Raw genomic sequence first — 22,306 nt, forward strand, 5'->3', positions numbered from 1 at the left:
GATAGTTCGACGTTTCAACACCACCCTGCGTTCTATTCACGGTGGTCACCCATTTTTTCATGGTAGGCATTATTGCGGGTAATATAGCGAGGGATGATTAAATTTTGCCATGGCCAGCAACAAGGCAATTTCATAAACGCTTTGCCGTGTAGCGAGGTGATTGGTGAGTAATCCAATGGCCCCGCCTTTCTGTTTAATATTGTGCGTATTAAAGAGCCTGTCCATAACGGTGCCAAGCTCTTCACCTTGCTGTAGTGCATGGTACACCGATGCTGGTAGCGGCAAATTGGCACTGCGTCCCACCGACCATTGCTGCTGATGACAAATCGCCACATAAGCAAAGGTCGCGGGGCCATCGATAAAGTTATCCACGCCACCTTCAATGGCGACAAACCAGTGATTCTCACGCCCATGCTCATCGCTTCTGGCAATCGCTTCGTTCACTCGGTTAATGGCTCCCTGGCGCGTCTGTGCACTATCCATTGGCTGATCTGGCACACCACTAGGCACATTAACGCCTGTCACCGTTAATTCAGGTAAAGCTAACGACTGGCTCAATGCTGCTTTCGCTGCGTTTAACTTCACCGGGTTTTTCGACCCCACAATACACGTTGTCATCATTTGCCTTTTACTGGATTTTCTCGTACCACATCTACAATAGTGCGGTAATCACTGATCGCTGGGAACTCGTCAATATTGCGCAATGGCTGCTTACTGTCAGGGTTATTCACCGCAAGTAAATGCCCAATACCGAATCGTTTTGCGGCGTGCAATATAGGTACGCTATCATCAACAAATAAAGTGCGGGCAGGATTGAAATTCAACCGCTGTTGTAGTTGTTTCCATAATTGCTGAGATTCTTTGGTAACGCCAAACTCATGGGTAGAAATTAACTCATCAATATGAGTATCTAGCTGGGTATGCTCTACTTTTAACGACAAGCTACCAGGGTGGGCATTGGTAACAAGCACCACTTGTCGACCACTGTCATGTAGCGCGTCTAAAAAGGGAAGAGTGTCGGGACGCATACAAATGAGGTGTTCCACCTCCCGTTTCGCCGCCATAATATCCATGTTCAGTTGGTCGGCCCAATAATCGAGGCAATACCATTGTATCTGCCCGAACACCTGTTGATAATGGGCAAGCATGGTCGCTTTACATTCATCTACCGACTTACCGCTACGTTCAGCGATTTTTTTCGGTAAATGTTCGATCCAAAAGTGATTATCGAAGTGTAAATCTAATAAGGTTCCGTCCATATCAAGCAGAACCGTGTCTATTTCACTCCAAGGTAGAAATGGCAAGCGATTTTCCTTCAAATACATTAAGCTTAAGTCATTGGTAGCCATGATAACGAAAGTTCTAACGGATAAAAATGAGTAAAATTGATTCCGCCAAATCACTTCCCCTTATCAAGCATCGGGAAATTGTTGCTCGCAGCCGTTTATTTAAGGTCGAGCAGTTGGATCTTAAATTTTCAAACGGTGCTGAACGTCAGTTTGAAAGAATGGCGGGAGGCAATCGGGGCGCCGTGATGATTGTCCCCATGCTTGATGATGCCACCATGGTGATGATCCGCGAATATGCCGCCGGCACTCACTCCTATCAGCTTGGTTTTCCGAAAGGGTTAATCGATCCTGGCGAAACGCCCATCGAGGCGGCCAATCGTGAACTCCAAGAAGAAGCCGGTTACGGCTCAAAGGATTTACAAGTTATCCATACCGTCAGTATGGCGCCGACATTTTTCAATGCACAAATGACCATCGTTGTTGCCCGTGATCTTTATCCAAGTTCATTGGAAGGTGATGAGCCTGAACCATTGGAAGTTGTCAATTGGCCACTCAGTCAAGCAGACGAACTCCTCGCTCGCGAAGATTTCACTGAAGCCCGCTGTGTTGCGGCCCTATTCTTAGCTCAAAAGTGGTTAAAGGAGCGCTAAAAACATGCCCGACGAAACCCGAGATTCTCTTTTAGAATTGGCAAAAAGTGCTGCCATCGAAGCCGGAGAAGCGGTGCTTTCCATCTATGACAAAGGCGATTTTGACGCCTATACCAAAGATGACAACTCGCCTGTCACCAGTGCCGATTATCTCGCCAACGACATCATTAATAAGCGGCTAACAGAAGCCACCCCGCACATTCCTATTTTGTCGGAAGAAAACAAACATGCGGATTTGGACGAGCGGCGTAACTGGGACAAATATTGGCTTATCGACCCCATTGACGGTACCCAAGAGTTCATTGCCCGTAGTGGTGACTTTGCCGTTAATATTGCCCTTATCGAAAACAACGAGCCAGTCATTGGTGTTATTTTCTGGCCCCCAGGACAGTCACTGTACTATGCCAGTAAGAACAAAGGGGCGTTTAAACAAACCCCCGATGAACACCGCAAAATCCATGTTCGCAAGCTTGAGGATCCTCTCGACAGCGTGGTGATGATTGCTATCAGTCGCCGTCAGTCTAGAGAAAAAGTATTTTCACGGATGTCAGCCAAGCGCATTTACCAAACACTTCCTCTTGGCAGTTGTTCGTTAAAATCCTGCTTTATTGCAGAAGGCCGGGCCGATGTCTTTATGCGCCTAGGCATTACCGGCGAGTGGGACACCGGCGCTTCCCAATGTATCGTTACCGAGGCCGGTGGCAATATCTTGGCCGCCAATTTTCAACCTCTTACCTACAATCAGCGTGAAACGCTGGAAAACCCTGACTTTATCGTTCTCGGCGATCAGCGCGTGCCGTGGGAAGATATCGTTCAATATGAAAAAGGAGCGAAATAATGATAAAACGCACGTTGTTAGCGTTAACCGCTTGTATTGCAGCACTGCCTGCTGCGGCAGATTGGAGCATTGATAGTGAGCATTCCAGTCTCAATTTTTTAACCACAAAAAATGCACAAGTCACCGAAGTTCATAGCTTCGATGCTTTATCTGGCGTGTTGTCAAATGATGGCGAATTAACGGTTAAAGTGCCTTTAAGTAGCGTGAATACGAATATTGATATTCGCAATACTCGCATGCAAGAAATGTTGTTTGAAACAACAACATATCCAGACGCCACTTTCACGGCAAGCATCCCAGATGACCTGTTAACCATGAGCGCCGGCGACAGCAAAACCGCGTCAGTCAGTGGCGAAATTTCATTACATGGCGTTACCGCCCCTGCCACGTTCAACGTAGTGGTTAATCAACTGTCGGATCACACTATTACCGTGGCAACCACAGCCCCTACGGTCATCAATGCCGCCACGTTTAACTTAGACGGTGGCGTAAAAGCACTACAGACCGTTGCGAAACTCTCAAGTATCACCTTGGCTGTCCCCGTCTCGTTTTCCATTTCCTTAGTCAATTAAGCTATCAATAAAAATGGCGTGACATTTCTGTCACGCCATTCCCTCATTTGTGGCTCGTAAAGGCTTTTACGCTGCCGATTTTGCCTTAGAATTTAATTTTAGCACTTCTGCTTTAGGCAATGCCGACTGCCGTTTAGGCAGAGGGGCCTTCTTTAGATCTTGTTCTTGCATCACGGCTGGGCATTCCGGTGGTAACGCTGGCACATCGGCACTGAATTGAGCCAACGCCGCCATATCGAATTTATCCATTTCCACCCGCACCTCTTTTAATACGTCAGCTTCACGTATCTCTTCTTGAATAACAAAGATGCCCATTTTTCGGCACAGACGCCCCAATGTGGCGCTACTGGTTAAGCGGATAATAGGTGCTGCGAATACCATTCCGGTTAATACCGGCAGTAACCACAAGAATAAAGACGGCGTATAATAGAACGTCGCGCCGCCCCAAGCCGCGGCTAGCAAGGTCATTACCGAGGCTTTAGAAATAACCACCTTCCACGGTACCATACGACCTTCGCGTGCTTGGGCTTCCCATTTAACCTGATGACCAATGAACACACTGATCACAAAGTAACTATGGTAGAACATCATCATAGGTGCGATAAGCACAGCCATAAATAGCTCTACCACACTGCCGAACAGTAATCTGAACATCCCACCAAAATCTTTGCGGCGCTGAATGAGGGTTAATAGCAATCCCAACATTTTAGGCATAAATAGTAAGGCGATAGTGCCCCATAAGGTCACAATCATTAACCCTTCCCGGGCAATTTGCCAATCAGGGAAAAGCTGATGCGCTGATGTAAAATACACCGGGCTTACCAAGGCCTTCACTAAGGCGTCGGCGGTGCCGGCCATGAGCATTAAAAACAACAACAGCGATGACATATAAGCAAAGGCGCCAAAACTAAAGTGCAATCGGTTGGTTAGCTTTAAGCCTTTTGTGCCTAATAAGCCTAGGTGTTGAATATTTCCCTGTACCCAGCGACGATCACGAATAGCATAATCCACCATATTACCGGGAACCTCTTCATAGGAACCATCGGTGTCGGTGATCAGGTAACACTCCCAACCCGCGCGGCGCAGCAATGCCGCTTCTACAAAATCATGACTGAGAATATCGCCACCAAAGGGCGCTCGTCCTTTTAAGTGGGGTAAACCACAGTGCTCCATAAACGGCTGCACACGAATAATGGCATTATGGCCCCAATAATTGGCACTGTCGGTCTGCCAAAAAGACAATCCGGTAGCCAACATCGGACTATACAAATGGGCCGCAAACTGTACAAAGCGACCAAAAAACGTGTCCTGACGCACAGGCATAGGGATGGTCTGAATCATGGCCGCTTCGGTATTGAGTTCGATGCGACGGGTCATGTCTAATATCCGGGCCTTGGACATAACGCTATCGGCATCTAACACCAACATGGACTCGTACTGACTGCCCCAGCGCTCGCAAAAATCAGTGATATTACCCACTTTACGGCCCCAGTTATCTTCCCGTCTACGATAATAAGTTGCAGGAGCTTTGGCCCCTAAACGGACTTGTAAACGCTGCCAAGCTTTCAACTCGGCCTCAGCTAGTTGTTCATCTTGGGTGTCGCTGAGCATGTAGAAATCGTATTTATTGGCATACGCCGAGGCCATGATTTCTCTCACGCAGGCTTCAAACCCCACCATAATGCGCTGGGTATCTTCGTTGTATACCGGCATAACAATGGCGTGACGCTGACGTATAGGCAGGGATGTATCGGATTTTGGCACTTCACGACGTAACGACAGCGGGTCGATATGAAACAGCTTCAACAAAAAGCCGATGACCGCAGTCCAAAATGACATGGTAAGCCATACAAATAAAACCATGGCCAAGCCGAGTTGGATCATTTCCAACTCGGTAAAACGATTAGGACGAAAGATTTCAAACATGCTGTATCCCGCTAGCGCGGTAGATACTGAAACCAATATAAACATGAACATTAACCGCCAGCTGCGGCCTCTCACGCCCAATCTAAATTGCTTTACGGATGGTGTACCCCGGTTACTGTGGCTCATATACATAGCTCCATATTTCACTCATCTGGGTTTCGTCCTGATTCAAAAACATACGCATATCGACAGCGGCGTCGCCTTCTGGGATCACTAAGAAAGTGACGCGTACGCTGTTACCTCCATCTACATCAAGCACTTTGGCTTGCTCTACTTGTGCATTAGTGGCGTCTAGAATAAGGTCTACGTCGTCAGGTCTGATTGTCATTCCTTCGGGGATCTTAAAATCCACCACAAAACGACGCACGTTCCGATCTTCGGTTGTCTCAAAGCCCGGCAGTAAACTTCTACCCTGACGGGTGCGTTCTACGGTTGCCAGCCCATAACGCATGGGTTGCTTTTCAACGGTCTTAAGGTTGTATTCGTAATAGCGGCTTTCTCCGGCTAAGAACGGCTTATCCGGTACCCAGTAGGCAACAATGTTATCGTGTACTTCAGAATCTGTTGGAATCTCAACAATCTCTAACTTACCGTTTTCAAAACCGGCTTTGGGTGTCACCCATAAACTAGGACGTAAATGGTAGTTAGCTTCAGCATCGAGATAGTTTGCAAAATCCGTATCACGCTGCAACATACCAAAGCCTTGGGGCTTGACGTCACTTAAGGACGTCACCTGCAGACGACTTGGATTAGTTAGCGGACGCCAGATCACTTCACCGGCCTGGTTCAGCATAAGCACACCATCGCTGTCATGGACTTCGGGGCGATAATCATCGTGACGTTTTTGCGTGTTTTCGCCATACAAAAACATACTGGTGAAAGGGGCTACCCCTAACTTATCCACGTCTTCACGGGCAAAAATCCAGCTTTTCACTTCCATGGTCGTGTCTTCACCTGGCATCAGCACGAAGCTATATGTACCTGACACAGAGGGACTTTCTAGGCGAGCGTAAATCTTTATTGGTTGGCCTGCACGGGGCTCGATTAACCAAAACTTGGTAAAGTGAGGAAATTCTTCCCCTTCTGGCATCGCGGTATTAACGGCCAGTCCTCGGGCTGAAATGCCGTAAACCTGATTTTTACCCACTAAGCGGAAATAAGACGCGCCAAGAAATACGGCAAATTCGTCTTTGTACTGACTGTTTTTGAGAGGGTAGTGAATACGAAAACCGGCATAACCAGACTCTTCGGTCGTCAGGTCTGCTAAAGATTGCGCATTTTTTTCATAAATAAACTTATCGCTGTTAAAGGGGAGTAAATTTTCACTGTTATCCGGCGCGATTGTCACCACTGAAACCGGCTCTTGATACAAGAAGCCAGGATGAAAAAACTGCACTTCATAATCGTGTTTGTTTTTCCATAGTGCTTTATCCGGGTTGAAGCGAATTTGTCGATAGGTTTCGTAATCTAATTCTTTTAGCGTTGGGTCTAAGTTGTGATCGTTAACCACATAATCTTGTTGAGCACTGATGCGCGCATCTTCAATAACACGATTTAGGATGGGTTTACCACCAGGTAGGTTAGCATCGCTGACTTCGTCGGCCAGGCTGAGGGCACTAAAGCCAAAACAGATGCAAAAAAGAAAAGCCCGAAAAACAGCAGGACTGACAGAAAAAACCCTACTGGACGCTGCACCCATTGAAAATAAAAATTCCGTATTTGTCGCTAACAGATTTCGCGGCAACATAGGTTCCTGCTCCATTTAAGATCCCAAAGGATGTAATTTTATTAAACTTTAGGAGGGTTAATGCAAAACTTGAACCATAATGAATTTATTACAAATTAGCCTTTGAAGAGCAAGACGGACGGGGCTTTGCTGGATTGCGGGAATGTGCGGAAGATTTACATCTTGTGGAAAAATTACAATGTGGCAGGTAAATAAGGGTTTGTGTTGCCTTTAGCAGACACATAAGCAAACAATGTGGAAAGGACCCTCATCATTCACCGATGAGAGTCCTTTTGATAACGTCAGTTAACCGGTGTATGCCCCACTGCCGTAATGCAATTCATAACTATGGCTGTAGATTTCAAGAATATTGCCAAAAGGGTCTTCCATGTAAATCATACGATAGGGTTTTTCGCCGGGATAATAATATCGTGGCGCTTTCATCCGTTTTTTACCACCTGCCGCGACAATTTTTTCTGCTAATCCTTCTACATCAGGATCTTGCACACAAAAATGGAAGATACCGGTTTTCCAATACTCAAAATTATTTTCTGGATTTTGCTGATTTTTAAATTCAAAAATCTCCACCCCGATACGATCACCCGTAGATAAATGGGCGATGCGAAATTTATCCCAACCGGCCCCAAAAACATCGGTACACATAACACCGATGGCTGAATTATCTTCAGTGACTTCGGTAGGTTGCATAATTAAATACCACCCCAGAACTTCTGTGTAAAATTTCACCGCAGCCTCTAAGTCTGGAACAGAAAGACCGATATGAGAAAAGGTGCGAGGGTATACTTGAGCCATTGTGCTCTCCTATTAATTGATCAAAATAGGTGAAGGGAACCATTTCCCTTCACCTTTCTTGCTTCTCGATAATCAGGAGTGTAGAAAACTCATCGCAAAACATAAAATTATCATTTATTCTTAAAATGATAATTTTTTGTTATGAGGCCAGTATGCTGAATCCAGTTTGGTTAGACACATTTTGCACCTTGGTTGAAACCGGCCACTTTACCCTTACCGCAGAAAAGAAATTTATGACCCAACCTGGGGTAAGCCAGCATATTAAAAAGTTAGAACGCGCCTGTGGTTATGTGCTTCTAGAACGGGACAATAAACAGTTTCTGCTTACCGAAGCCGGCCGTAAGCTCTATCGTTACGCCTGTAAATTACAGGATGAAGAAAAGCGCTTACTTGACGAACTAGGTGAAGACAGCCCTTATGCAGGCCAATGCCGATTGGCCTGTTCTGGTGCACTAGCCACCCGCTTATACCCGGCTCTTTTAGGGTTACAGCAAATGCACCAAGACTTAATTATCCACTTAGAAGCCGCGCCCCACGGTCGAATTTTAGAGGCCATACAGTCGGGTCAAACCGACATAGGTATCGTCACCCAGCCTCCGGCGGCCACCCATTTTGCCATCCAAGCTTTAGGCAAAGAGCATTTATGTTTGGTGTTACCCCCGACAATGGCAAATACCCCTGTCACTCCCCAACGGTTAACCGAGCTGGGGTTAATACGCCATCCAGATGTTCTACATTACTTAGGGTTATTTCTTTACGATTGTGGTGATGAGGCCATTGCTTCAATACGACCGGATAAGCTTAAAACAAAAGGGTATGTGAATCAGATAGGACAAATATTGCTGCCGGTACAACAAGGGTTTGGATTTACCGTACTGCCGTTCTCGGCGGTAGAAAGTGCGAAAGTTGCCAATAAGGTTTATGTGCCCTCATTTCCTAAGGACGTGGTAGAACCGCTTTACTTAATATCCCAACATCGCCGGGCACTTCCTCAACGATTCAACACGATTGTTGATAAACTGCGGGAGTTGGCCAGCTAACCTAGTCGTCCGCCTGACGATATTCCTGCTTATCTTGGATATTCACCGAGTCATGTAATTCAGAATACACAAGAACCGTATCGCCACTTTTTAGCGACTGTAGCACCTGAGTGACTTTATCTTCAAAACTCGCTTCAATTGCGCCGTAATCGGTGCCTTCCCGTAGCACAAAAGACTCAGCAATATTGGTCAGGGTGTCTTTGTCTAATTCGTCGATGGGTATGATCATATTTGGTTAGCCTTTTTCAGTTAAATAGGAGGAAAAGTAATCAATGGCACGCTGCTGAAGCCACACAGTGGGGTTAAGCACTCCGCCCAGCATAAAGCCAACATGGCCTCCATACTCGCTAAGTTCAAGGGTAACCGCCCGCGACAAGTCTTCTGCATGAGGCACAATATCCGGGCTCATAAAGGGATCATCCAAACTGTGGACAATCAAAGTTGGGCAATGAATGGCCCCTAGAAAACGAAATGCACTGCACTTCTCGTAATAATCCTTGGCATCCGCGAAGCCATGTAACGGCGCGGTCACTTTGTCGTCAAACTGCCTGAAAGAACGCAACCCTTTCACTTGTTCTACGCTAAGATCAATTCGCCCTCCGTAATCCATCATGGCCATTTTTTTTACCAAGGTGGCTTTCATACTCTTCATGAGATAGCTTTGATAAATACGGGACGCACCTTCATCAATACTGGCGCTACACGAAGCCAGTTTCATCGGTGCTGATACTGCCATGGCAGCCTCAAGCCACGGTTGATTAGGGTACTCGCCTAACAATTTGAGCAGCATATTTCCGCCTAAAGAAAAGCCGATGGCCGCTTTTGGCAACGAAGGATACCGGCGCTGCAACAGATCAAGTATAAATGCTGGATCTTGGGTTTCACCCGAATGATAAGCCCGTGGAGTGCGGTTTACCTCACCACTACAACCGCGAAAATGCATCATAACGACCTGCCAACCCTGCTCACTGAGTGCCGCCATGGTGTCGTTGGCATAATGCGACCGAATGCTCCCCTCTAACCCGTGAAACATGATCACAAGACCCGTAGGTTTGTCTGGCTTTGGCCCCCACGCCAAATCAATAAAATCGTCGTCAGGGGTGACAATTCGCTCCCAAACATAGTCTACAGGACGTCGTTTTTGAAAAAACCGAGGCCAAATGGTTTGAATATGACGGTTTCTAGCCCATCGATGGGGGACAAAAGCACTGCGTTTGACAACACCATGACCATGAGGGGGAAGCCCCATTACGAGTGCTGCATTTTCGATTGTGAAAGTTGAACCACCAATGTCACCCATTTTACCGCCTCAGGGGTGTTACGCAGGCCATAAAGGTTAATAAAACCCGCTATACTGCCATTGATACCCGATAACGGTACGTACTCAACATCCAAGCGATTATAGGCAGCGGTAAGGGCTTCCTGCTGCTCCATCTCTAGGGCTAGCTCTTGCTGCTTTAACTCCCCGTAAACCTCGGCATTAAAAGGTGTCGCTTGCTTTGCTAAGCGCCGCTGTTTACGGTGTTGATATAATTTGTCATCCGAAGTCACAATGGCAGCTTTCAGCACTTTCCACTGATTTAACGTTACAATGGCGCCGTTATCCAAACACCAGCAAAGCAATAGCAACATATTCACGTTAACCTGATAGGAATCTTGCAATGCTAGCGCCGTTTTAGCTACCTTTTTGTCTTTATACACCTGCAGACTATACTGCCAAAACGTATCAGCGTTCAGATTCATACTCTGTCCTTGCCTCTTCAATGGCTTCTTGTGCCTCTAACCATGCCGCTTCATGATCATCCAATTGTTGTTTTAGCGTGGTCTGTTTTTCAAGCAACGCCAACAACACTCCTTTATTCGTGTCTTCGTATAAAACAGGATCACCCAGTTCGGTTTCCACTTCCGATAAGCCAACTGACACCTTCTCCATGGCTTTTTCATGCTTCTCGATGGCTTTTTTCAGCGGTGCCACCGATTGTCTAAATTCAGCTTCTCGACGCTTTTCAGCTTTACGATCTATTTTGGGCTTGTCATCTTTGCTGTCTTTCTCTGCCGGTTGCTGGGCCAAAATCCATTGACGATAATCATCTAGATCGCCATTAAAAGGCTCGGCACTTCCACTGTCCACAAGATAAAAGTCTTCACACACAGACGATAGCAAAAAGCGATCGTGAGAAACCAGTACCATGGCCCCATCAAACCCTTGCAATGCCATATTCAAAGCATGACGCATTTCTAAATCGAGGTGGTTTGTGGGTTCATCAAGCAGCAATAGGTTTGGCTTTTGATAAACAATGAGCGCTAACACTAAGCGGGCTTTTTCGCCTCCCGACATGGGGGCCACTGGCGCTAAAGCCTCGTCACCATAAAACCCAAAACCGCCCAGAAAATCTCGCAATGCCTGTTCAGTAGCTTTGTTATCCAGCCGCTGTAAGTGCAATAACGCCGACGCATTGGCATCAAGGTATTCCAACTGATGCTGGGCAAAATACCCCACATTTAACCCTTTGGCAGAGGTAAATGCTCCTTGCATGGGGTCATGGACACCTGCCAGTAGTTTAATTAACGTCGACTTACCCTGACCGTTGCGCCCTAGCAAACCAATTCGACTACCAGGCACTAAATTCAGTTTTACATTACTAAGTATTACCTGCTCACCGTAACCCAGTTTAACATCGCGCATTTGTATTAAAGGGTTTGGCAGACCGGCAGGAGCGGCAAATTCAAAACTAAATTCACTGGCGGCATGGGCAGGTAACAATTGCTCCATTTTTTCTAACTGTTTAATGCGACTTTGGGCTTGCTTGGCCTTACTGGCCTTCGCCTTAAAACGGTTAATAAAGGACTCTAAATGAGCAATCTTGTCTTGCTGTTTTTGAAACTCGATATTTTGTAACCGTAAACGCTCGGCCCGCTGGCGCTCGAAAGCTGAATAATTTCCGCTGTACGTCACCAATTTCTTTTGTTCAACGCTAACGATTTGTTCCACCGTATTATCAATAAACGCTTTATCGTGACTAATCAATAACAGTGTACCGGCGTAACGCTGCAACCATTTTTCAAGCCAAATGACGGCGTCTAAGTCGAGGTGATTGGTGGGTTCATCAAGCAATAACAAATCCGAAGGGCACAACAAGGCTTGCGCCAAATTCAAACGCATACGCCAACCTCCTGAAAAGGCGGTAACTGGCGATGAAAGCTGGGCAGTAGAGAAGCCTAGGCCGGCTAAGATCGTAGCCGCACGGGCTTCCACATCATAGGCACCAGCATGTTCAAGCATACCGTGTATGCGCCCCATGGCATCGCCATCTTGGTTAGCTTCGGCATCGGTTAGAGCCTGTTGTAAGCTGCGCAAATGGGCATCGCCGTCAATGACATAATCAATGGCACTACGGTCGACGGCAGGGGTTTCCTGCGCCACGCTAACAATGCGCCATTGCGCGGGCACCTGACACTCACCGGCATCCACCGACAATTCTTGTCGAAGCAGGGCAAACAAGCTGGATTTACCACACCCATTACTGCCTATAAGAGCGGTTTTGTGACCGAGGAAAAGTTGCACAGAAGCGTTTTCTAACAGTACTTTACTGCCGCGCATTAAGGTTATGTCAGATAGAGTAATCATGCCTGCGTGGTTGTCCTTCAATTTAAGCGGCGTATGATAACAAACTCACTGTAGTTGTGGCTTGTTTTTCACGCTTATACCACCACTATAAAAAAACAGCGCATTTTTTACCAATAATCGGGAGAGAAGCATGACTGCGCGCAAGAGAAAACGTTTTATAGCTGGCGCTACCTGCCCTAAATGTGGTGCGGTAGATAAAATCATGTTGTTTTTTGAAAACAATGTGGAAAAGCTCGAATGCGTGCAATGTGGTTACTCTCAGTCTCAGGCCGACCAAAACGTCAGCGCCGAAACCCGTCAAAATGAAAATGTTATTGGCGTTTTTAAACCCGAATAGCCTGTTATTTTTACCGAGTCGTAAGAAAACCCTTCCCAAGGTAAGGTCAACCGAGAACGCCACCTCTCGTGAGCGTTCTATAAACCAAATTATTTTTCAATAATAACAATTAGTTAATTACAGATCATGGCAGCGGCAAATTCACTGTAGCGCTGGCATGAGTTTTGGATTACCTCTTAGACTATGTCACGTTACAGGGGTAATTATCATGGCCAAGCATCACGGCAAAAAGCCCGTTACCTATTTTGTGCTTGTTGTTGCCAGTATTGTGCTGTTACGCATGAGCCTACCTTTTGCCGCACAATGGTATATCAATGATACCCTGGACAAAGGCGAGAATTTTACCGGCAGTGTAGGTGATGTTGATATTTTACTGTGGCGCGGTGCCTATCAACTGGAAAATATCGTCATACTAAAACGCACCGGTGAAGTCACCGAACCGTTTCTTGAAATTGAGCAAGCAGACATCAGCCTGTTATGGTCCGCCCTTTTTGACAAAGCAGTGGTCGCCGACGTAAATCTTGTGCACCCCCAAGTTAACTTTGTTGACGGCCCTTCTAAAAAATCTAGCCAATCAGGAGAAAATGAGAATTGGTTAAATTTAGCTGATCAACTGGTGCCTCTACGGGTAGATCGCTTGCATATTGAACACGGCACGGTGCGATTTATTAACCCTACATCGTCTCCCGCCATCAAGGTTAAACTTCATCAAATAGACGCTACGGCAAGAAACTTGGTAAATAGCCGTCACCTGTCAAAAGATCTGATTGCGACTATCGAGGGCACGGGTAAAACCGAAGATAAGGGTACCATTACATTAACGGCATCATTGGATCCCAGCACACCAAAGCCCACCTTCGATATTAATCTGCAGGCGAACGACGTAGCACTAGGTAACTTCAAACCGTTATTAGAAACCTACGCCCCCTTTGATTTAGAAGCCGGCACCCTTGAATTCACTATGGAACTGGCTAGCGACAACGGCAGCATTAACGGCTACGCAAAACCCATCCTTCACCAGGTAGAAGTGTTTTCATGGAAGGGAGATATTGAAGACGATGACGATGGCTTTTTCCGCGGCATTAGCGAAGGGATGTCAGCATTCATTGCTGAACTATTTGAAAATCAATCTGAAGACCAAATTGCCACACGGATCCCCCTATCCGGTTCTTTATCTGACGTTAACACGCCGGTTTTCAGCACACTTGTCGGGATCCTCAGAAACGCCTTTATTCAGGCTATTCGAGGTGACTTAGAAAATAGCGTCGTCTTTTCTGAAACCGAGCCAAATGACGAACAACAAGCTGACCCGCAGCAGCCGTAACCTTGCCCGTTTACATTACCCATGGTGTTTTGGCGGACGGCCTCGCTTGCCCTCGGTGAGCCGTCTTCCAGTTACCTGTTCTAAACGCTTGATAAAACCCGCATCGCCAAGAGCCAGCCCCATTTTTAACGACTTACCAATGTGTTCAGACAACCCGCCATGATTTTGCAGAACAAACCCTCTATACGATTGGCAACGTTGGACAGTGGTAGTCCCTAGCCGAATATACGCTTTGTGTGGCGTAATCATTCGGTTAGCTTGCCCCAACCCATTGTAGGTAACACTTGACCAAGGGTGCTGTTCCGGCGTATCGCATAATCCTTCGTTCACTGGGCTTTGTTCTATAAAACGATAAACGGCCAATAACACCTCATCATCAAGCACAAGTGCAGACTTATATCGATCTCGCCATATGGTTCCGGTGGTATTGTAACGTTGGTGGTAATACTGCGCGTATAACCTACCTGTAGCCTGTAACATAAGCGAAATCCCATCACTTTGTGAGGGAGTGCATAAAGCCAGAAAACAGCTTTTGCCCACAGACCAGGCATGTAAGGCCACCTTATACCTACTGGCATAGTTTTCTAGAAATTTGAGGTAAGTCTGTCTATCTGCGTCGTCTTTAAAAGGTGCAAGATTATCCCGCCCCTGTCGCTGTATAAGCTGGGGAATACCGGCGGGGGATGTTCTGAGTTTTCTGGCCATAACACGTCACTTCGTAGTAAAAATTACGAGAAACCTTCGCCAACCCCTGTATTCTATGGATTAGCCAAGCTTGTATGCCAGTAAAGTGTAGTCAATAAATACCCATTTAACTAAATTCCTCCCACTTACAAAATTTAGTAATGGGGTGGTGGCGACTCATCTGAAATCTTGGCGATATTTGACGGCTCAAACCCTTTCACTTTTTCCATTACATGGCGCATCTGCACTTGCAGCTTTTCTATCTGATACTGCTGGGCCGTTAACGCCTCGTTAAGGGTTTCAATGGTATGCTCTTGAAACGCTAACTTAGTCTGTAATTCTTCGATGGCTTCTAAAGCTTCGTTCATTGTTGTCGGATCACTCATCTTCTATCGCCCATAATTCTGCTAACCCACTGCTACTTTCTGAAAGTAGGTTGCCGTTTGGCATAAAGCCAACAGCATAAACCACCGCCGTTGCCGGCCGAGATCCTTCCTTAGGCGCAACCTTCCATTCTTGCAGTAATTTACCGCTTCTGACGTTCCAACGGTAAATACGCCGAGAAGGTGCGCCGGTAAGTAAGGACTTACCGTCATCAGAAAACACAGCGTCGGTGAATATTTTCTGACGTGCAATATACTTGAGGTTACTGACGGGCGCACCTGTTTGTGCATTCCAGATTTTCGAATCTTGCTTGCTATCGGCAGTAAACACATAGCGTCCCTGATCATCCAGAGCCACTTTTGAGATACGACTGCCATGCTGAAAGGTATGCACTATTTGCCCGCTATCAGTACTCCACAGATACGCCATGTAGTCGTTACCACCGGTAAGAGCGAACTTACCGTTTGGTGATAAATCCACACTATTGATACGTTCTTGGTGGCCCAAAAACTCAAGTCGACGGCCTGTTTGGGGTTCAAAATACATAACATGACCATTTGACCGGCCCACCAATACCCCTTTAGCATCATCGGCAACGGCCACATCCCGAATGGAAGATTCGTCAATCCGCCAAAAGCCCACGGGATCGCCGGTTTCTATGCTCCAAAGCGCAAACGCTTCGCGATCGGCGGTCACCACATATTTGTTATCCGATGAAATATGAATAGCAATAACTAAGTTATTGCCTTCACTTTGATGTCGCCAATGATACAGCAGCTTATTATCGGTGTTGCGCCAAACATTAATGCCGTTATCTACACCAGAAACCACGCTGAATTTTCCGTCTGGGGAAATATCCGCAGCGAAAATTCCTCCTTCAGCGTGCCACCATTTATTCACAGGATCCGTTTCTGGGACCGTGCAACTGCATAGCATCAGGCTAAAAAATGCCAGTGATAGTGTTCTTTGGAACAATCGTCGATGAATCATGTCTTACAGGTTTCGCTTTATCTACGCCTGCATTTACCATAGCATGGATAAATGAAGATCAATTTAGCAAAATGATTTTTACGTTGATCATTTTTCTAAATTTATTAGTTTATAACTCAAACAAGTTAGACGTGAAGTCTGGCGAATATTTTACATTAATGGAGAATTTTATGCGTAAGTCGCTTGTCGCCTTATCGACAATAGCTGCACTTGGTTTGTTTGCCTGTCAACCAAAAACAGATGATCAATCAAAAGAAGACATGGCAGCCAAAGAAACTACCACCCAAGACAGTGCGGCGGTTGATATGACCGAAGAGCAAAAACATGCTTATGCCATGGGCGCAAGTATGGGAATTTTTGTGACTAACCGCGCCAAGCAACAAGAGCAAGTGGGCTTGCCATTAGATAAAGATGCCCTGAAAGAAGGCTTTCTTGATGCCATGAATAACGAAACTAAGTTTTCTACTGGTGACATTCAGAAATTTGCGCAAGCGGGTGAAGAACAGTTACGTGCTAAGCAACAAGAAATGGCATCTAAAGCGGCTGAAGAAAACATTAAAATTGGCGAAGATTACCTGGCAGAAAACGCCAAGAAAGACGGTGTTGTTGTTACCGATTCAGGTCTGCAATATGAAGTGCTTACTGAAGGGACAGGAAAAAGCCCTGAAGCGACGGATACGGTGAAAGTGCATTACCACGGTACCCTTATTGACGGCACAGTGTTCGATTCTTCATACGAGCGTGGCGAACCTGTTATCTTCCCACTAAATCGAGTCATCCCAGGTTGGACCGAAGGCGTTCAATTGATGAAGGAAGGCGCCAAGTATCGTTTCGTGATCCCAGCGGACTTAGCCTATGGCGAACGCTCTACGGGTTTAATCACACCAAATTCCACATTGATTTTTGAAGTTGAATTGTTAGAAGTGGTAGAACAAGCCGACGGTTCTGAAACTGAATAAAAGAACAAAGAGATGCTAAAAAGCCGACTGAGTAAGTCGGCTTTTTTTATGGTAACTCCGTACCCGCTGTGAGTCCTTACGTGCATATCGCCTGTTTAGGTTCAAGCGCGTGCTCGAATAAGAATCCGAGCCAGATTGGTATGCGTAAACATATTGTTCACTTTTTATACTAGTGCATTATGGCGGTTTTAACAGATTTTTTATAAAACCTTTTGCACTAAAAAAACTCTGATTATTAGTTTTGGTTGTTAACTACTACTGGAAAGTAAATGGCGACGACGCTCTGTCCTTGTGCGTAACGTGGCACAATGACGAATCATGATAAAACCCAGTTTATAGGAGAGGATGCCTCCCACCAGTAACAAAGCCGTTTTTAGGCTGTTTATATGCACTAATATCTCTATCATACCGACAGAAAATAAAATCACACCGGTCAGAAAGAGTAAAAAACCGGCAATGGTAATTCCATTTGCAGTGGCTGACACGCCATGTCGCTTTGAATTGTTGAAAGCTTGATCATCTTGCATAGAATTACCCACTGGCCTCGTTTAGAAATTATCGACAAATATAGCTAACCCTACTTTTAGGACATTTCTACAACCGTTATGTTCAATTATGTGCAAATTTTATGCAATTGTCATGCATAAGGTTGCAAAACCTGTTAACTGTAACCACATCATTAGTCTATATCGGCCAGTGTAACCTTTATATGAGTAGAAAAATCATAAACATAGCGAATAATGATTATGCGAACACCTCTGATTACCCGTAAGGGTTATGAAAAGCTACAACGAGAGTTAGATCACCTATGGCGGGTTGAAAGGCCCGAGACTACGCGGAAGGTGACCTGGGCCGCCAGTTTAGGTGATCGCAGCGAAAACGCAGATTACCAATACAATAAAAAACGTCTGCGAGAAATCGATCGCCGAGTGCGATACATAAGAAAATGCTTAGAACGGTTAAAAGTGGTGGATTACGCCCCTGAGCAAGAAGGTCGGGTTTTCTTCGGTGCCCGGGTAGAAATAGAAAATGACGGCGGTGAAGTTCGCACGGTACGCATTGTAGGTCCAGAAGAAATATACGGCGAAGATAAAACATTTATTTCCATCGATTCTCCCATGGCACGGGCTTTACTTAAAAAAGAAGTGGATGAAACGGCGACGGTTCATACCCCCGATGGCATCAAAACCTGGTATGTAAATCGTATCGAGTACGAAAAATAAGGCGCAGGCTGCCTATGCCCTTAGCGCATAATCACATCGCAGCCTGTTATTACCAGTTTAAGCACAGTTCTTACCAATTTACCCCCCATACCTAAACCAGAAATTTAACAGCTTTTTCATACTTTCACTGTTTACCATTCCCGCGATTTAGGCTGTTTATTAAAGTGATTGCACAGCTTTGCAATATCATCATAAAAACCAATTAAAACAGCGTGATAGGCATTTATCACTTGGCTTTCAACCGTCTTTACCGACTTATTTAATCTGTGTATTTACGCCTCTTTCTTTAATTTGTACCGCAAAAGTAAACTCTCATATTGTAGCCAAATGTTAATTATTGGTTGACAAATTGGCAAGGTAGGAATAGTGTTTTTGGTATGCTGATTGGTTAGCACGAAGAATAAGCAACCAGGTTATATCGGTATAACGAACGTTTTGCATTGTACGACCGCCTTTTTTTTAGTGGGAATTTCACGTTTAAAACGTGTTGGTACGAGCAACGCAATATTGAATTTAATCGGGGTGATGACGTGTCTTTTAAGCAACTATTCAGCCCGGGTAAGTGCGCCAAATATTTTAGGAGTTTTTCATGTCAAAACCTGTCATTGGTTTCATCGGTCTCGGTTTAATGGGCGGTAATATGGTCGAGAACCTGCAAAAGCGCGGGTACGATCTTATCGTAATGGATCTTAACAAAGATGCTGTAGACGCCTGTGTAGCACGCGGTGCTAAAGCCGCAACATCAGGCAAAGAGCTTGCTGCTAGCGCAGATATCGTTATGTTTTGTTTGACCACTTCCGCCATTGTAGAAAAAGTTGTTTATGCTGAAGATGGCGTATTAGCAGGCATGAAAGAAGGGTCTGTATTAATTGACTTTGGTACGTCTATTCCTGCATCTACACGGAAAATCGGAGCAGATCTTGCTGCTAAAGGCATTGGCATGATCGACGCGCCATTAGGCCGTACACCTGCTCACGCTAAAGATGGCTTACTGAACATCATGGCAGCAGGTGATATCGAAACATTTAATAAAGTTAAACCCGTGCTAGACGATCAAGGGGAAAACGTTTTCCACCTTGGCGCATTAGGTGCAGGTCATACAACCAAGCTTGTTAATAACTTTATGGGTATGACAACAGTTTGTGCCATGTCTCAGGCGTTCGCCGTAGCCGACCGCGCAGGTGTGGACAGACAACAATTGTTCGACATCATGTCTACAGGCCCATCTTCATCACCATTCATGCAGTTCTGTAAGAACTATGCGGTAGATAATGTTAGCGACTTAGGCTTCTCTATTGCTAACGCGAATAAAGATTTGGGCTACTTCCTACAAATGGTAGAAGACTTAGGCACTGAATCTAAAATTGCTGAAGGGTCTTCAGCTAACTTACAAGCCGCATTTGACGCGGGAATGGGTGACGGCAACGTACCTGAAATCTTCGACTACTTCTTAAAATTAAGTAAATAAGTAGGTTGTTGATAACGCGGGCGTTACCTGGCTGAACTACAAACAGATTCTTAGCCCTGTAACGCTCGCCCTTTCGCTGATATTAATAAATACTGGATTTGCCTGTCCTGAATTATAGGGTGAAGTTACTTAGCGTTTTTCAGGTTCACGGTCTGGTCTCAAAGAAGAAGAGTTATCTATGCGTTTTATGTGGGTTTACTTATTCGCGCTTAGCACGATTCTTATGGCGTGCTCCTCTGTCAACTCCAACACCGACACCAATACTTATGTTGTTGAAGATCAACAAGAGTATCAGGCCATCGCCAACAAGTTGGTTGCCGGCGACACGGTTATTCTCAAAAACGGCACCTGGACAGATTTCGAAATTATATTGCAGGGTAAAGGCACAGAAGACGCCCCCATCACTCTGAAAGCAGAAACCAAAGGCAAAGTCATTTTATCCGGCGAATCAAGTCTTAAATTGGCCGGCGATTATCTTGTTGCTAGCGGCCTGGTATTTAAAGACGGCAATACACCAAGCAGCGCCGTTATCGAATTTCGCAATAAAGATGTCTTAGCACACCACTCACGAGTAACAGAAGTGGTTATCGACAACTTTAACAACCCAGACAAACAAGAATCAGATTATTGGGTTGCCTTTTATGGCCGCCACAACCGCCTGGATCACAGCCATATTGCGGGTAAACGCAACAAAGGCGTAACCGTAGCAGTGCGTTTAACAACAGAAGCAAGCCAACAGAATTATCATCGTATCGATCACAACTATTTTGGATATCGCCCGACCTTTGGTTCTAACGGCGGTGAAACACTACGTATCGGTACTAGCCATTACTCCCTCACCGATTCTCATACCTTGGTTGAAAATAACTATTTCGAACATACCGACGGTGAAGTAGAAATTATTTCAGTAAAATCAGGCAAAAACATCATTCGTGGCAATGTTTTTTATGAAGCCCGAGGCACCTTAACCCTGCGTCATGGCAACGGCAACATTGTTGAACAAAATGTATTTTTAGGAAATGGTGTGCCCCACACCGGTGGTATTCGGATAATCAACCGAGATCAAGTTGTACGTAACAATTATCTTGAAGGTCTTACCGGGTATCGTTTTGGCGGCGGCTTCACTATCATGAATGGTGTACCTAACTCGCCAATTAATCGCTACCACCAAGTCGATAATGCCACAGTAGAAAACAACACATTTATTAATGTTGCTCATTTTCAACTGGCGGCCGGTAGCGATGCCGAGCGAACGGCTACGCCCATTAATAGCGTGATTAAAAACAACCTCATCGTTAACGAAGACGGTAAACAACCGTTTACCGCCTTTGATGATATATCCGGAATCACCTTTTCAGGTAACGTAGCCAATACCGAGGTACTCGCTCAAATTGGTACTGGCGTAGCAACCCAAGAGGTTTCGCTAACCCCCCATGACAATGGCCTGCGCTATCCCACCTCAAGCGCGGTAACAGCGGGTGTTAAACACGACCTTAGCGTGCTAAGTAAAGACCAAACCGGCGTTACCTGGTATCCCAAAACACCCGCCAGTGTCAGTTTTGACTCGGGTAAGGTTCACCAGGTCGAAGCCAATGCGATTGCACTACAAAATGCAATTGAACAAGCCGCATCCGGCGACATCCTGGAATTAGCACCAGGTGAGTTTACCATTCCCAAATTAGTGATCATTGATAAAACCCTAACCCTTAAAGCCAAACAAGAAGGGCAAACCCAGGTGTCTTTCGAGCGCACGGCTCTGTTTGAAATACACGATGGCGGTAGTTTAAAAATTGATGGTTTACACATTTCAGGGCAAGCAAGTCCTGATGCGGCAGGCAACAGTGTTGTGCGTACGCAAAAATGGGGCATGCTCAAAAATTATCGCTTCGAACTCATTAATGCCACATTGTCCGATTTGGATATCAACCATTCCTTCCATGTGTTTGTGTCCGGAAAAGGCGCTTTTGCTGACGATATTACTCTACGCAACAACACCATCAGTAATGTGACTGGCGATGTATTGCAATTGAACAAAGAAACCGAAGATTTGGGTATTTACAACGCAGAGTATGTGACATTAGAAAACAACACCTTTACCGAAATTGAAGGCGCATTGGTTAAGCTTTACCGAGGCGGCACAGATGAAAGCACCTTTGGCCCTCATTTTGAGATGACAAATAACAAGGTAGCGACGGTCGGTTTCGGCAAACGTAATCATGAACAAGCCAGTGTATTCCTACACGGTGTGCAAGTTGCCAATATCACCAATAACACAATTGAACAATCTCGCCCGTTAGTCATTGAACACACGGTGGGAGAGCCTAAAACCCATATCATCAACAATGTTTTCGATGGCACGGCAGAACCTCTTGTTACAGAGCTTAGGGTTAAGGGCCCGCATACCGCGGTACTACAAAACAATAAAATGATTAATCAATCGGCGGAGTAACAAGCA

The 22,306-nt window shown here is 45.6% G+C and carries 23 protein-coding genes; 10 read left to right on the top strand and 13 right to left on the bottom strand.

Annotated elements, in window-relative coordinates; all coding sequences use genetic code 11:
* Positions 1–69: 69 nt before the first annotated feature.
* The gene (gene yjjX, locus KO501_RS08835) at positions 70–618 is read right to left on the bottom strand and encodes an inosine/xanthosine triphosphatase (protein WP_216029442.1); all 549 of its coding nucleotides are present in this window, start codon (positions 616–618) and stop codon (positions 70–72) included.
* Positions 618–1,304, bottom strand: a complete 687-nt coding sequence (gene yrfG, locus KO501_RS08840) for a GMP/IMP nucleotidase (RefSeq protein WP_216029443.1) — start codon at positions 1,302–1,304, stop codon at positions 618–620. Before yrfG ends, yjjX begins: the two co-directional genes overlap by 1 nt.
* 71 nt (positions 1,305–1,375) lie before the next feature.
* On the opposite strand from yrfG, the gene nudE reads away from it, so the two are divergent.
* From nudE to KO501_RS08855, 3 genes are read left to right on the top strand one after another with little or no spacing between them, the layout of a single operon-like run.
* The gene (gene nudE / locus KO501_RS08845; protein ID WP_216029290.1) at positions 1,376–1,939 is read left to right on the top strand and encodes an ADP compounds hydrolase NudE; all 564 of its coding nucleotides are present in this window, start codon (positions 1,376–1,378) and stop codon (positions 1,937–1,939) included.
* A gap of 4 nt (positions 1,940–1,943) precedes the next feature.
* The gene (gene cysQ / locus KO501_RS08850) at positions 1,944–2,777 is read left to right on the top strand and encodes a 3'(2'),5'-bisphosphate nucleotidase CysQ (protein WP_216029291.1); all 834 of its coding nucleotides are present in this window, start codon (positions 1,944–1,946) and stop codon (positions 2,775–2,777) included.
* The gene (locus KO501_RS08855) at positions 2,777–3,349 is read left to right on the top strand and encodes a YceI family protein (RefSeq protein ID WP_216029292.1); all 573 of its coding nucleotides are present in this window, start codon (positions 2,777–2,779) and stop codon (positions 3,347–3,349) included. Before cysQ ends, KO501_RS08855 begins: the two co-directional genes overlap by 1 nt.
* Positions 3,350–3,415: 66 nt before the next feature.
* Here KO501_RS08855 and mdoH read toward each other — a convergent pair whose 3' ends face one another.
* The 3 genes from mdoH to KO501_RS08870 form a co-directional block, all read right to left on the bottom strand.
* Positions 3,416–5,407 carry a glucans biosynthesis glucosyltransferase MdoH gene (mdoH, locus tag KO501_RS08860; RefSeq protein ID WP_354667820.1) on the bottom strand — a complete coding sequence of 664 codons (1,992 nt, stop codon included), beginning with the start codon at positions 5,405–5,407 and terminating at the stop codon, positions 3,416–3,418.
* Entirely contained in the window at positions 5,388–7,037 is a 1,650-nt protein-coding gene (locus KO501_RS08865) for a glucan biosynthesis protein G (protein ID WP_252728270.1), read from the bottom strand. Before KO501_RS08865 ends, mdoH begins: the two co-directional genes overlap by 20 nt.
* Before the next feature lie 270 nt (positions 7,038–7,307).
* On the bottom strand, positions 7,308–7,814 hold the full coding sequence (locus KO501_RS08870) for a lactoylglutathione lyase family protein (protein ID WP_216029294.1): 507 nt from the start codon (positions 7,812–7,814) through the stop codon (positions 7,308–7,310).
* A 152-nt stretch (positions 7,815–7,966) separates the two neighbouring features.
* On the opposite strand from KO501_RS08870, the gene KO501_RS08875 reads away from it, so the two are divergent.
* Positions 7,967–8,854, top strand: coding sequence for a LysR family transcriptional regulator (locus tag KO501_RS08875; RefSeq protein ID WP_216029295.1), 888 nt, complete (start codon positions 7,967–7,969; stop codon positions 8,852–8,854).
* Between the two features lies 1 nt (position 8,855).
* On the opposite strand, the gene KO501_RS08880 is transcribed toward KO501_RS08875, so the two are convergent.
* From KO501_RS08880 to KO501_RS08895, 4 genes are read right to left on the bottom strand one after another with little or no spacing between them, the layout of a single operon-like run.
* On the bottom strand, positions 8,856–9,083 hold the full coding sequence (locus KO501_RS08880; RefSeq protein WP_216029296.1) for a YheU family protein: 228 nt from the start codon (positions 9,081–9,083) through the stop codon (positions 8,856–8,858).
* Positions 9,084–9,089: 6 nt separating this feature from the next.
* A complete protein-coding gene (locus KO501_RS08885) occupies positions 9,090–10,154 on the bottom strand; it encodes a hydrolase (RefSeq protein ID WP_252728272.1) in 1,065 nt (354 codons plus the stop codon).
* The gene (locus KO501_RS08890; protein WP_216029297.1) at positions 10,103–10,597 is read right to left on the bottom strand and encodes a TIGR02444 family protein; all 495 of its coding nucleotides are present in this window, start codon (positions 10,595–10,597) and stop codon (positions 10,103–10,105) included. Before KO501_RS08890 ends, KO501_RS08885 begins: the two co-directional genes overlap by 52 nt.
* The gene (locus KO501_RS08895) at positions 10,581–12,482 is read right to left on the bottom strand and encodes an ATP-binding cassette domain-containing protein (RefSeq protein WP_216029298.1); all 1,902 of its coding nucleotides are present in this window, start codon (positions 12,480–12,482) and stop codon (positions 10,581–10,583) included. The genes KO501_RS08890 and KO501_RS08895 overlap by 17 nt, the downstream gene beginning before the upstream one ends.
* A 130-nt stretch (positions 12,483–12,612) precedes the next feature.
* Between KO501_RS08895 and KO501_RS08900 the strand changes: the two genes are divergently transcribed.
* Both KO501_RS08900 and KO501_RS08905 read left to right on the top strand, forming a co-directional pair.
* Positions 12,613–12,819 (top strand): YheV family putative zinc ribbon protein, encoded by a 207-nt coding sequence (locus KO501_RS08900; protein WP_216029299.1) that lies wholly within the window; start codon positions 12,613–12,615, stop codon positions 12,817–12,819.
* Between the two features lie 208 nt (positions 12,820–13,027).
* Positions 13,028–14,143 (top strand): DUF748 domain-containing protein, encoded by a 1,116-nt coding sequence (locus KO501_RS08905; RefSeq protein ID WP_216029300.1) that lies wholly within the window; start codon positions 13,028–13,030, stop codon positions 14,141–14,143.
* A 15-nt stretch (positions 14,144–14,158) separates the two neighbouring features.
* Here the strand turns inward: KO501_RS08905 and KO501_RS08910 are convergent, their stop codons facing one another.
* From KO501_RS08910 to KO501_RS08920, 3 genes are all read right to left on the bottom strand, one after another.
* The gene (locus KO501_RS08910; RefSeq protein WP_216029301.1) at positions 14,159–14,848 is read right to left on the bottom strand and encodes a transposase; all 690 of its coding nucleotides are present in this window, start codon (positions 14,846–14,848) and stop codon (positions 14,159–14,161) included.
* 134 nt (positions 14,849–14,982) lie between these two features.
* Complete coding sequence (locus KO501_RS08915) at positions 14,983–15,213, bottom strand: SlyX family protein (protein WP_216029302.1); 231 nt, start codon at positions 15,211–15,213, stop codon at positions 14,983–14,985.
* Positions 15,206–16,147, bottom strand: a complete 942-nt coding sequence (locus KO501_RS08920) for a hypothetical protein (protein WP_252728291.1) — start codon at positions 16,145–16,147, stop codon at positions 15,206–15,208. Before KO501_RS08920 ends, KO501_RS08915 begins: the two co-directional genes overlap by 8 nt.
* A gap of 224 nt (positions 16,148–16,371) precedes the next feature.
* On the opposite strand from KO501_RS08920, the gene fkpA reads away from it, so the two are divergent.
* Positions 16,372–17,160: an FKBP-type peptidyl-prolyl cis-trans isomerase gene (gene fkpA / locus KO501_RS08925; protein ID WP_216029304.1), complete on the top strand. Its 789-nt coding sequence runs from the start codon at positions 16,372–16,374 to the stop codon at positions 17,158–17,160.
* Between the two features lie 248 nt (positions 17,161–17,408).
* On the opposite strand, the gene KO501_RS08930 is transcribed toward fkpA, so the two are convergent.
* Positions 17,409–17,687, bottom strand: coding sequence for a hypothetical protein (locus KO501_RS08930; protein ID WP_216029305.1), 279 nt, complete (start codon positions 17,685–17,687; stop codon positions 17,409–17,411).
* A gap of 219 nt (positions 17,688–17,906) precedes the next feature.
* Between KO501_RS08930 and greB the strand changes: the two genes are divergently transcribed.
* The 3 genes from greB to KO501_RS08945 all read left to right on the top strand — a co-directional run bounded on the left by greB (position 17,907) and on the right by KO501_RS08945 (position 22,300).
* Positions 17,907–18,383: a transcription elongation factor GreB gene (greB, locus tag KO501_RS08935; RefSeq protein WP_216029306.1), complete on the top strand. Its 477-nt coding sequence runs from the start codon at positions 17,907–17,909 to the stop codon at positions 18,381–18,383.
* 589 nt (positions 18,384–18,972) lie between these two features.
* The gene (locus KO501_RS08940) at positions 18,973–19,851 is read left to right on the top strand and encodes an NAD(P)-dependent oxidoreductase (RefSeq protein WP_216029307.1); all 879 of its coding nucleotides are present in this window, start codon (positions 18,973–18,975) and stop codon (positions 19,849–19,851) included.
* A gap of 223 nt (positions 19,852–20,074) precedes the next feature.
* Positions 20,075–22,300 carry a polysaccharide lyase 6 family protein gene (locus KO501_RS08945; RefSeq protein WP_252728292.1) on the top strand — a complete coding sequence of 742 codons (2,226 nt, stop codon included), beginning with the start codon at positions 20,075–20,077 and terminating at the stop codon, positions 22,298–22,300.
* Positions 22,301–22,306 lie beyond the last annotated feature (6 nt).

Origin of the sequence: Alteromonas sp. C1M14, assembly GCF_018860965.1 — a bacterium.
Lineage (GTDB): Bacteria > Pseudomonadota > Gammaproteobacteria > Enterobacterales > Alteromonadaceae > Alteromonas.